This window comes from Herbivorax alkaliphila, from assembly GCF_030848475.1.
Lineage (GTDB): Bacteria > Bacillota > Clostridia > Acetivibrionales > Acetivibrionaceae > Herbivorax.
The window spans coordinates 15,426-26,246 of the sequence record NZ_JAVDDS010000048.1 but is presented as its reverse complement, the minus strand read 5'-3'; the positions used below and the strand labels follow the sequence as shown (position 1 = coordinate 26,246).

Annotated in this window: 12 protein-coding genes; 2 read left to right on the top strand and 10 right to left on the bottom strand. The window is 31.7% G+C overall.

Annotated features, from left to right (window positions below; genetic code table 11):
* Positions 1-552 precede the first annotated feature (552 nt).
* Positions 553-1,023 (top strand): 2-C-methyl-D-erythritol 2,4-cyclodiphosphate synthase, encoded by a 471-nt coding sequence (gene ispF, locus RBH29_RS14415; RefSeq protein ID WP_306697634.1) that lies wholly within the window; start codon positions 553-555, stop codon positions 1,021-1,023.
* A 2-nt stretch (positions 1,024-1,025) separates the two neighbouring features.
* On the opposite strand, the gene RBH29_RS14410 is transcribed toward ispF, so the two are convergent.
* From RBH29_RS14410 to RBH29_RS14380, 7 genes are all read right to left on the bottom strand, one after another.
* Positions 1,026-1,808, bottom strand: coding sequence for a sensor histidine kinase (locus RBH29_RS14410; RefSeq protein ID WP_306697633.1), 783 nt, complete (start codon positions 1,806-1,808; stop codon positions 1,026-1,028).
* Positions 1,809-1,992: 184 nt separating this feature from the next.
* Positions 1,993-2,688, bottom strand: a complete 696-nt coding sequence (gene ispD, locus RBH29_RS14405) for a 2-C-methyl-D-erythritol 4-phosphate cytidylyltransferase (protein ID WP_306697632.1) — start codon at positions 2,686-2,688, stop codon at positions 1,993-1,995.
* A 105-nt stretch (positions 2,689-2,793) separates the two neighbouring features.
* Positions 2,794-3,273, bottom strand: coding sequence for a CarD family transcriptional regulator (locus tag RBH29_RS14400; RefSeq protein WP_306697631.1), 480 nt, complete (start codon positions 3,271-3,273; stop codon positions 2,794-2,796).
* Positions 3,274-3,539: 266 nt separating this feature from the next.
* Entirely contained in the window at positions 3,540-4,274 is a 735-nt protein-coding gene (gene truA, locus RBH29_RS14395; protein ID WP_306697630.1) for a tRNA pseudouridine(38-40) synthase TruA, read from the bottom strand.
* 68 nt (positions 4,275-4,342) lie between these two features.
* A complete protein-coding gene (locus RBH29_RS14390) occupies positions 4,343-5,293 on the bottom strand; it encodes an ROK family protein (protein WP_306697629.1) in 951 nt (316 codons plus the stop codon).
* 330 nt (positions 5,294-5,623) lie between these two features.
* Positions 5,624-6,433 (bottom strand): energy-coupling factor transporter transmembrane component T family protein, encoded by an 810-nt coding sequence (locus tag RBH29_RS14385; protein ID WP_306697628.1) that lies wholly within the window; start codon positions 6,431-6,433, stop codon positions 5,624-5,626.
* 28 nt (positions 6,434-6,461) lie between these two features.
* Complete coding sequence (locus RBH29_RS14380; RefSeq protein ID WP_306697627.1) at positions 6,462-7,286, bottom strand: energy-coupling factor transporter ATPase; 825 nt, start codon at positions 7,284-7,286, stop codon at positions 6,462-6,464.
* A 266-nt stretch (positions 7,287-7,552) separates the two neighbouring features.
* On the opposite strand from RBH29_RS14380, the gene RBH29_RS14375 reads away from it, so the two are divergent.
* Positions 7,553-8,146 carry a class I SAM-dependent methyltransferase gene (locus RBH29_RS14375; RefSeq protein ID WP_306697626.1) on the top strand — a complete coding sequence of 198 codons (594 nt, stop codon included), beginning with the start codon at positions 7,553-7,555 and terminating at the stop codon, positions 8,144-8,146.
* On the opposite strand, the gene RBH29_RS14370 is transcribed toward RBH29_RS14375, so the two are convergent.
* The 3 genes from RBH29_RS14370 to RBH29_RS14360 form a co-directional block, all read right to left on the bottom strand.
* Positions 8,124-8,960 carry an energy-coupling factor transporter ATPase gene (locus RBH29_RS14370; protein ID WP_306697625.1) on the bottom strand — a complete coding sequence of 279 codons (837 nt, stop codon included), beginning with the start codon at positions 8,958-8,960 and terminating at the stop codon, positions 8,124-8,126. The two genes, RBH29_RS14375 and RBH29_RS14370, sit on opposite strands and share 23 nt — an antisense overlap.
* 187 nt (positions 8,961-9,147) lie before the next feature.
* Positions 9,148-9,672 (bottom strand): bL17 family ribosomal protein, encoded by a 525-nt coding sequence (locus RBH29_RS14365; protein WP_306697624.1) that lies wholly within the window; start codon positions 9,670-9,672, stop codon positions 9,148-9,150.
* A gap of 74 nt (positions 9,673-9,746) precedes the next feature.
* Positions 9,747-10,694 (bottom strand): DNA-directed RNA polymerase subunit alpha, encoded by a 948-nt coding sequence (locus tag RBH29_RS14360; RefSeq protein ID WP_306697623.1) that lies wholly within the window; start codon positions 10,692-10,694, stop codon positions 9,747-9,749.
* Positions 10,695-10,821: the final 127 nt, after the last annotated feature.

Below are 10,821 nucleotides of genomic sequence, written 5' to 3'. Positions count from 1 at the left end.
TTAACCTATTAAGTGCTGTACAGCGATTAAATAAAGAAGATATTAATGATATTGTTAAGCAAGTAATAAAAATATGTGTTAATTAAAAAATAAATTCAAACTTGAATTTATTCCCCAGACTATGTAATAAACGTATAATCTACAAAGAGTTCTATTCTTTTAAAGTAAGTCTAAAATAAGCAAGCAACAAAAAACAATATAAAGAACTCTATGGATTGATGACCTTATCTAATGAGATTAGAGATGAAATTTCAGAACTGTAGAGCTCTAGTAGTAGTTATTTGATTTTAGAATTGGATTATTTATACTCAATCAAAAATACTAATAATGTTTTGCCCATAAGTGTTGATTTGTAATTACTGAAACAAAGAACTTTTAAGGTAGACAAGACTTATAGCAAAGAAGCTGAATAAATATATTACCACCCCTTTAAGTGGAAAGGAGACACATCGTTACTGAAAAGAGACCTCTTCCCTGTTTTTCAGTTTTGTTGCATCCTATCAATAAGTAATATATAATGTTTGTATTAAATTTATTTATAGGGATGATGATATGAGAGTTGGTATTGGGCAGGACAGCCATAAATTTGATTTTAATGATGAATCCAAAAAACTTGTTTTAGGTGGAGTTGTTTTTGAAGACCACCCTCCATTAAAAGGCAACAGCGATGCAGATGTTATACTCCACGCTATAACTAACGCTATTTCGGGAGTTACCTGTGTTAATATATTAGGAAAGATAAGTGATGAGATTTGTCTTGAAAAGGGTATTAAAGACAGTCGCGTCTATCTTAAGGAATCTCTAAAATATTTAGATGGCAAGAAAATTGTACATATATCAATTTCTATAGAATGTCTAACGCCAAAAATAAGTCCTAAAATTCCCGAAATAAGAAGCAGTCTTTCTAGCATCCTCTCAATACCTGAGAATTGCATAGGAATAACTGCAACTACAGGAGAAGGTTTAACAATGTTTGGGCAGGGTAAAGGCATACAGGCTTTTTGTTGTGCAACCATTGAGTAATACTATTTTGCTGGAATATTAATATAAATAGTTGTCCCTTTTCCTTCGCTGCTTTCAATTTTCATTGAGCCATTAAATTTATGTCTTATTATATAATAAGACATGTAAACACCAATCCCTGTGCCTTTTTTTCCTTTTGTTGTTATAACATTTTTTAAAAGTTTTTTTCGTATATTTTCAGGTATTCCACTGCCATAATCAGTTATTTTGAACTTTACCATATCATCTTCTTTGTCTATCAATATGTCAATCTTTCCAGCATCACCCTTATATGACTCAATTGAATTGGAAATAAAATTGTTCATAGCTTGAACAAGCTCATTTATATCTCCTTTTATTTGAAATGTTTTATCCATTTTTATATTTATTCTACAAGAGGATTTTTTTAATACATATCCCATAAGTATTTCTACTCTCTTCATCATATCTTCAATTGTAAAACTTTCATTTTCAGAACTGTTTCTTTTAGCTGCCTGATCTTTAACTGTCGTTATAATATCTGATATATACGAACAATATGGCTTTGATTTTAAAATATAGTCTCGCATCTCACGTGCTATTTCATAATGATCTTCATCTGTAACATCACCATCTCCTATAGATCTCTCATACTCATCTACAAGCTCTTTTAACGCTTCTAAACTTCCCGATATAGACATTACAGGAGTTTTCAAGTTGTGAACCACCCCTGCTGTAACCTCTCCTAAATGGGCTAATCTTTCCCTTTCTAGAATTACATCATCTTTTAATTTATATTCTTTTTTAAACTGGATAATTACAAACATAATAACAGCTCCTAAGGCAATAAAGACTATAGGAGTTAATATTTTATTATTCAAAATAAATAAAGTTAAAAAAACGTCTTTTAAGATAATTTGCAGGAAAATCATAAGGTATCCTCCAAGTTGTAGTATATACTATATTCTATATTAAAGCTAAAATTCCTCTTTTATTAATTGATAAGCTCAACTATTGTTGTATTACAGCCTTTGCAAATGTCAAATCTTCTCTTGTTGTTATTTTGATATTATCATAACTGCCTTTAACAATTCGAGTTTTAACTCCCATCATCTCTGTAAGACTTGTATCATCAGTAGATGTAATATTTTCTTTGTTTGCTTTTTCATGGGCTTTCATAATTGTATCATATAAAAAGACTTGTGGAGTCTGAATTGACCAGAGTGTTTTTCTATCGTATGTCTTTTCTACAAAGCCATCATACGCCGACTTTATTGTATCCTTTACAGGAACAGCTGCTGTTACAGCTCCAAATTTTAATACTTCCTCAATGGAATTTTTAATTATTTCATCATTGACAAAAGGTCTTGCTCCATCATGTATCACCACAATATCAGATTGTTTACTCACTTCCATAAGACCCTTAAATACTGAGTTTTGCCTTTCTGCTCCCCCAGTTACCAGATGTTTAATTTTTTTAAAATCAAATTTATCAATAATATTTTCTTTACAATAAAACATTTCATCTTTACTTACCACTAAAATAATTTCATTTATAATATCGTTCTCCTCAAATACACTAAGAGTTCTAGCAAGAACAGGTTTTTCACCAATGCAAACATATTGTTTGTTTATATCCATGTTCATTCTAGTACCTTTGCCTCCTGCAACCACAACTACACTTACAAAAGATTTATTTTTTTTCATATAAACTCTCCCATTTTTATCTTAAAATACAGTATCTCCAATTATAATATTACATAAAAAAAGCTGTTTTGAAAACAGCTTTTTTATATATAGTATTATAAAACTTTAATGATTTAAAAATCCATCAATAATATTTTCAATTTCAAAAGGATCCATATTCTTTACCAATACAAGTTCACTTATCAAAATTTGTTTTGCACTGCTGAGCATTTTTTTCTCGCCTGTAGAAAGCCCTTTTTCTCTATCTCTTTGCATTAAAGCATTTACAACTTCAACAACGTCATAAATATTTCCGCTTTTTATTTTGTCCATATTTTCCCTATACCTCTTATTCCAGTTACCACCTTCCATGTCGCTCTTATTCCCAAGCATCATGAAAACTTTGTCTGCATCTGTCTCACTTATTATTTCTCTAATTCCTATATGCCTTACGTTTTCAGTTGGAATTAGCACCCTCATTTCACCTATTGGGATTTTTACAACATAATAATTTTTCCTGTTTCCCAAGATTTCCTTTTCTTCAATTGACTCTATAACACCTGCACCGTGCATAGGATACACAATCTTGTCACCAATATTATACATATAAAACTCCTCCACAAACATGAAAACATAATTATTTTTTATTATTAAAATTTTTTAAAATTATACTTTAACAAGGCATATCAAAATTACATTTATATGAAAAAGAACTGCTAAAATTAAATGCCGTTAATGATTTCTATAATTTAAGTATACTACAAGGAGAAATGAATGTCAAAAACTTTTTATTTTAGCATTTGATTAAGGCTGTGTCAACGGTAATTTTAACCTTTTATAAGGTATAAAAAAAAATTTTAGAATAAATAAGATTAATAATATACCTTAACAAGGTATAGACCCTCTGGCACTGCTGTCTTCCCAGCCCTTTTCCTATCAAGTCCCTCTATTATATCCTTTATGTTTTCAGGTTTGATTTTTCCCATTCCAACATCAATTAATGTTCCTGTAATAATACGAACCATATTGTACAAAAACCCATCACCTGCTATCTCCAAGCTTATTATGTCATCATTTTTATCAAGAGATATGTAGGTAATTGTTCTTATCGAAGATTTAACACTGCTTCCACTTGCTTTGAATGCAGAAAAATCATGAGTCCCCATAAAAAAAGCTGTTGCCCTTTTCATATCTTCAAAATTTAGATTATAAGAAATATGCCAAGCTCTATCTCTTAAAATAGCTGAAGGAAATTTTGAATTGTATATTAGATATCTGTACATTTTACCCTGTACATTAAATCTTGCATGAAAATCCATTTCTACTCTTTCTGATTTCTTTATTACTATGTCCTTAGGAAGCATACTGTTTAAAGCATAAGAAAACTTTTGTGCTGGAATATTTGAGCTTGTTTTAAAATTAGCAACTTGTTCATATGCGTGAACTTTAGAATCAGTTCTTCCAGATCCATTTAATGTAACTTCTTCCCCTGTAAGAGTCTTTATAGTATCTTTCAGTATTCCCTGAATTGTGTCTGCATTTTTTTGTATCTGCCACCCATGATAATTAGTTCCATCATACTCTATTATAAGTTTTATATTTTTCATATTACATTCCTCTTTCAACTATAAAGAGGACACCTATGAATGTGCCCCCTTTATATTGTCCTAATACTTTACATTCCAAGCATTGCTGCCCCCACAATTCCAGCAGCATTTCCCATTTGTGCAGTCTTTATTTGTGTTTGAGGTAGTCCTTCCTGGCTGTAGACTCCTTTTTTCACAATATCTTTTAGAGGATCTAGTAGGTAATCACCTTCTTTACAAACTCCCCCTCCAATAACTAAAACTTCTGGCATAAAGATATTTATAACGTTTATAATGCCCTCTGCAATATATCTAATGTACCGCTCAACAACCATTTTTCCTGTTTTATCGCCAAGCTTTGCAGCATCAAATGCAGTTTTAGCATCAACTTTATACATATCTCCATCAACAAGTTTATTTATAATTGAGTCTGGATTTTGCTCTGCTGCCTTTTTTGTCTGCCTTATCAATGCAGTTGCTGCTGCATAGGTCTCCCAGCATCCCTTTCTGCCACAGGTACACTGTTCTCCATCCATTTCTATAACTGTATGACCTATTTCTGCCCCAGCGTAATTAAATCCACTATAAGCTTTACCATCAATTATTATTCCGCTTCCAATACCTGTTCCTAATGTAATTGTGACAGAGCATTTTGTACCCTTTGCTGCACCTGCTACACTCTCTGCTAAAGCTGCACAATTAGCATCATTGTCTACAAAAACAGGTAAATCTAAATATTCTTGCATTTCTTTTCTTATTGGAACATTTCTAAAATTTAAATTGTTGTTGTACACAATAATACCATTTTTGCAGTCCGGTGTTCCAGGGCTTCCAATTCCAATGCTCTTAATCTCATCCATTGACACTCCAGATTTTTTGATAACTTCTGAAGTTAACATAGCCATATCCTTTATAATTTCCTGATATGGTCTTTCCTTTTGAGTAGGCACACTATCTTTACAGATAATAGTACCACCATCTGAACTAACCAGTCCTGATGCAATATTTGTTCCCCCAAGATCAATTCCTACGAAATACATTTCTTTCCTCCCAAATATTATTTCTATATTGAATGCAACAAATATTAAATATTTTGCACCCAATAGTTTTTAAGTAAATGCCTAGAAATGCCTTAAAAATAAACTCCTATCCTCAAAGACAAAATCTCGATGATTCAGCGAGTTTTAGACGATGAGAATGGGATGTTATATCTTAGCAATTACTTAGCAAAAACATATTATGATAAAAACTCAAAACAACATGTACACTATCTATTAAGTTTTTTATGACTTCATAATATTTAAATCTTTGCAAAACATTTTGATAATTAATAATATACCCTCTATAAATTCAGATGATTATAAAACCTATTATACTAGTATTTTAAGAAATTGTACATATAATAGTACAATTTCAAATGATAAAACAAAAAATAAAATTCTCAAATCAGCTGTCCCTACCTTTAGTTGCTTCATTCTAACCCTTTTATCACCTCCTCTATAACACCTTGTTTCCATTGCTAAGGAGAGTTCATCTGCTCTTTTAAATGTATTCATAAATAGAGGAACCATTACAGGAATATAATTTTTTACTTTCTCTATTATATTACCTGTTTCAAAATCAGCTCCCCTTGATGCCTGAGCCTTTATTATCCTGTTTGTCTCATCTAAAAGTACAGGTACAAATCTTAATGCAATAGATGTAATCATTGCTAAATCGTGTACCGGAACGCCTATACGCTTTAATGGACTACAAATTTTTTCTATACCATCTGTAAGAGTTGTTGGCGTAGTAGTAAGAGGTAATAAAGACATACCTGCCACAAGAAGCAAAATTCTAAACGCAAGCTTTAAGCCTCTGTCCAATCCCTCAAGGGTTATTTCAACAAACCAATATTCAAACAATACTCTTCCTGGTGTAAAAAAAATATTAATTAAGGCTGTAAAAACAACAATAAATATAACAGGTTTCAGTCCCTTTAAAGTATACAACACTGGAATTTTAGAGCACTTTATTGCAAATAAAATTAAACAGGCAAGAATGATAAAAGCCATATATGAATTTGTAAGTAATATGGTAATCATAAGTGATGCTGCCAAAACAATTTTAATTCTCGGGTCAATTTTGTGTAACAGGGAACTACCTGGATAATATCTTCCCAACGTTATATCCCTAAGCATTTATCTTCTCTCCCTATACGATTTCTTCTTACTTTTCTAAAAAATTTTTAAGCTCTTTCTTTGCTTCTTTCACAGTAAGTATATTTTCCTTTAAATCAGGAATAATCTCTTTTAACCTCTCCATAAAATGTGTAATTTCAGGCACATCAAGCCCTATGCTTTTAAGTTCTTTAGTGTAGTTAAAAATTTCCTTTGCCCAGCCATCCATTTTTATTTTACCTCTGTCCATCACAATAACTCTATCTGCAAATCTTATTACCTCTTCCATAGAATGAGAAACCAAAATAACAGTTAAATTTCTACTCTTAAAAAATTTTAATATCAGCTTAAAAAACATATCTCTTCCCCTTGCATCTAAGCCAGCAAATGGTTCATCCAACACAAGTATTTTAGGTTCTAGCACTAAAACACCTGCCATTGCAACTAATTTTTTCTGACCCCATGAAAGCTCAAAAGGAGATTTATATAAAATTTCATCGTCAATACCTAAATAATCTGCAAATTCCTTAACTTTTTCATCTATTAACTTTTTATCCCTGCCGCTTTTTTTTAGTCCATATGCTATATCATCATATACCGTATCTTCAAAAAGTTGATGCTCCGGATTTTGAAACAAAATACCCACACTGTTTTTTACTGTTGCGTTATTTCCATCAATTATGACTTCTCCCAATGAAGGTTTTAAAATACCTTTTAAATGTTGAATTAATGTTGATTTCCCCGAACCAGTATGGCCAATTATCCCTACAAACTCTCCATCTTCAATAGTAAGACTTATTTCATCAAGAGCCTTTTTTTCAAAAATTGTACCCCTCATGTAAATATGCGTTAATTTGTTTATTTGTATTGACATTACTCCTCCAAGATGCTTTTAAATTATTATATATTGATTATAGCATTAGATATTAAAAACTTACAACATACTGTGAAGCAGAACATATTAGTGAACTCGTTTAGCTAAAGCTAAACATTGAGTCTTCAGGTAAATTCTTAGAATAAGATAAAAGTGAAGAAAAATAACCTAATATATACACCCATATGTACAAACTCATTGGTTTAATTATCAACTCTTATGGTATAATAAACAAATATACACTATCTTTTAGAGGAGAATTATACATGAATCACTATTACTCAAAAAATCCCGACATTAAACATGATTTGGGTAAAATAAACTACAAGGTAAATGACCACTTGATAGAACTAATAACAGATGCAGGAGTTTTCTCTAAAAACAAAGTTGATTTTGGAAGCGATTTATTGATAAAGTCAGTTCCGCCTTTTAAAGGCACAGCTTTAGATATAGGATGTGGATATGGAATTTTAGGAATATCTTTAGCACTTTTAAATTCTGAATCTTTTATTTCTATGATTGATATAAATAGCAGGGCAATTGATTTGACCTTAAAAAACATTAAATTAAACAATGTAAAGAATGCCTCTGCCTTTTTAAGTGATGGATTTTTAAATGTATCAGATAAATTTGACCTTATTGTAACTAATCCACCTATACGAACTGGAAAAAAAGTAATATATCCTATTTATGAAAGCAGCATTAATTTTTTAAACACTGGAGGCTCAATTTATCTTGTAGTACAAAAAAAACAGGGTGCACTATCGACCATTGAAAAACTCAATTCTATATATGGTAATTGTGAAGTTATAGCTAAAGATAAGGGATATTGGATAATCAAGAGCACAAAATCTTCTTAAAAGCTTTTATACCATCTTCTATTGTTAAAACATTTTGGGTTTTTATATAGCCTTCTTGGGCTAACTCATAAAACAACTGGGTAATTTGCGGAACATCTAGCCCAGCTTTTTTTATATCATCAACTTTAGTCAATATATCCTGTGGTTTTCCGTCCATTTGTATTTTTCCTCTATTAAAAAGCAAAATTCTATCTGCCCAAATTGCCTCTTGCATATGATGAGTTATATGAATTATAGTAATTCCTTCTTCTCTATTCAACTTCTTTATAATAGATATTACATCATTTCTCCCTAAAGGATCTAACATGGAAGTTGCTTCATCTAAAACTATACATTCAGGCTTCATTGCAAGAACTCCGGCTATTGCAACTTTTTGTTTTTCTCCTTGAGATAAATTTTGTATACATACTTCAGAATATTTTTGCAATTGTACATCTTCCAAAGCCTTTTTGACTCTTTTGACTATTTCCTTCCTTGAAAGCCCCAAGTTTTCAGGACCAAAGGCCACATCTTCTTCTACGGAAGTTGCAACTATTTGATTATCGGGGTTTTGAAAGACCATTCCTATAGATTGCCTTATTTCCCATAACTGGCTTTCATCTGTAGTTTTAGCTCCATTTATATAAACACTGCCTTTTGTAGGAAAAAGAATAGCATTTAAAAGTTTTGCAAATGTAGATTTTCCTGAACCATTTCTGCCTATTACAGATATAAATTCACCTTTATCTATTTTTACATTTACATTGTGTATTGCAGGTTTATTTGGCTTGTATTCATATTTAGCATTTTCTATTTGTATAAACATATTATCCATTTATTTAATCCTTAACATCAATAAAGTCTATTATACTAGGTGCATGTTACATGCTCTAAGCTGTGCAATTTTAGTTTCTGAAATATCAGTTCTTCACCTTTAATATATAGACCTTATTATACTACTTAAGGGATCAAGTTGACAATAATAGTCTACCTGACCCCTGTCTGTTTAAAATTTTTTGAATTTATACTAATTCTAAAATAACCACTTCAGCAGCGTCGCCTCTTCTAGGCCCAATTCTGTAAAGTCTTGTGTAACCACCGCTTACATCTTTGTACTTAGGTGCAATTTCATCAAATAACTTATTTGTAAGGTTTACTTGTTTTCCATCGTTGTCTTTTGTTCTATATAGCCAATTCATAGCTTTTCTTCTTGCATTAAGTCTTGATGGATTATCTACCGTTACCATATCAGTTTTTAATTCTCTTTCAACAACATCATATTCACGATCATTTTTTGACTTCTTTGAAGTTGTAATTTTATTTTCCTTTGCATCTAATTTAACAGCACTCATCTTTCCCTGTTTAGATGTATAGTTGTCACATTCTTTTACAGCACTTGATATAAGCTTTTCTGCAATATTCTTAACTTCCTTGGCTCTTGCCTCAGTCGTCTTAATTTTTCCATTTTCAAAAAGGGACGTCACCAAACCTTTAAGCATTGCTCTTCTTTGATCTGTAGCACGCCCTAACTTTCTTTGTGCTGGCATCTTTATACCTCCTTTACCTTAAAATCTAAAGGTTTAACTACTCTTATTACTTCACCTTAAAAACAGCCTAAATCCTATTCGTCACTTGGTGCAAGTTCAAGACCTAATGCCTTCATCTTATTTAAAACCTCTTCTAGTGATTTTCTTCCTAAGTTTCTAACCTTCATCATGTCTTCTTCTGTCCTGTTTGTAAGATCCTCAACAGTGTTAATTCCTGCTCTCTTAAGGCAGTTATAAGACCTTACTGAAAGATCCAGCTCTTCAATTGTCATTTCTAGAACCTTTTCTTTCTTTGTCTCTTCTTTTTCTACCATTATTTCAGCATTCTTAGCATTGTCTGATAAATCTATAAAGAGGTTTAAATGTTCACTCATTACTTTTGCACCTAAACTAATTGCTTCGTCCGGTTTTATACTTCCGTTAGTCCATACTTCCAACGTCAGCTTATCGTAGTCTGTAACTTGGCCAATACGGGTATTTTCAACTGAATAATTAACCTTCCTCACCGGAGTAAAAATTGAATCAACAGGTATAACTCCTATAGGCTGTGTCTGATGTTTATTTCTTTCAGCAGATACATATCCTCTGCCTCTGTCTAATGTCAGCTCCATATACAACCTGTTTTCACCACTTAACGTTGCAATCTTATGCTCAGGGTTTAGGATTTCTACATCAGCATCAGCTTTGATATCTGCTGCTGTTACTTCACCTTCCCCATCAGCATCAATATACACAACTTTTGGACCTTCACTGTGTATATCTAGTGATAATCCTTTGATATTAAGAATTATTTCTGTCACATCTTCAACTACACCTGGTATAGTTGAAAACTCATGCAATACTCCGTCTATTTTTATTGACGTTACAGCTACACCGGGCAAAGATGAAAGTAATATTCTTCTTAGCGAATTGCCAAGAGTTATACCATATCCTCTTTCTAATGGGTCTATTACAAACTTACCATATACATCATCTTCACTGGATATTACACTTTCAATTCTCGGCTTTTCAATTTCTATCATCAAAAACCCTCCCTTATTAATAACTATTTGATTTTTTTGAGGGCAACTGATTCAAAATTCTCTATTCTATATACAATACCGCTTTAAACTTTCATCCCTGGCATAGATCCTCAGTTGCTGAACCAAA

What these genes read in the sequence shown, in the direction of transcription:
- ispF (WP_306697634.1), top strand. Translation starts at nt 553, where the DNA reads ATGAGAGTTGGTATTGGGCAGGACAGCCATAAATTTGATTTTAATGAT.
- RBH29_RS14410 (WP_306697633.1), bottom strand. Translation starts at nt 1,808, where the DNA reads ATGTTTGTAATTATCCAGTTTAAAAAAGAATATAAATTAAAAGATGAT.
- ispD (WP_306697632.1), bottom strand. Translation starts at nt 2,688, where the DNA reads ATGAAAAAAAATAAATCTTTTGTAAGTGTAGTTGTGGTTGCAGGAGGC.
- RBH29_RS14400 (WP_306697631.1), bottom strand. Translation starts at nt 3,273, where the DNA reads ATGTATAATATTGGTGACAAGATTGTGTATCCTATGCACGGTGCAGGT.
- truA (WP_306697630.1), bottom strand. Translation starts at nt 4,274, where the DNA reads ATGAAAAATATAAAACTTATAATAGAGTATGATGGAACTAATTATCAT.
- RBH29_RS14390 (WP_306697629.1), bottom strand. Translation starts at nt 5,293, where the DNA reads ATGTATTTCGTAGGAATTGATCTTGGGGGAACAAATATTGCATCAGGA.
- RBH29_RS14385 (WP_306697628.1), bottom strand. Translation starts at nt 6,433, where the DNA reads ATGCTTAGGGATATAACGTTGGGAAGATATTATCCAGGTAGTTCCCTG.
- RBH29_RS14380 (WP_306697627.1), bottom strand. Translation starts at nt 7,286, where the DNA reads ATGTCAATACAAATAAACAAATTAACGCATATTTACATGAGGGGTACA.
- RBH29_RS14375 (WP_306697626.1), top strand. Translation starts at nt 7,553, where the DNA reads ATGAATCACTATTACTCAAAAAATCCCGACATTAAACATGATTTGGGT.
- RBH29_RS14370 (WP_306697625.1), bottom strand. Translation starts at nt 8,960, where the DNA reads ATGGATAATATGTTTATACAAATAGAAAATGCTAAATATGAATACAAG.
- RBH29_RS14365 (WP_306697624.1), bottom strand. Translation starts at nt 9,672, where the DNA reads ATGCCAGCACAAAGAAAGTTAGGGCGTGCTACAGATCAAAGAAGAGCA.
- RBH29_RS14360 (WP_306697623.1), bottom strand. Translation starts at nt 10,694, where the DNA reads ATGATAGAAATTGAAAAGCCGAGAATTGAAAGTGTAATATCCAGTGAA.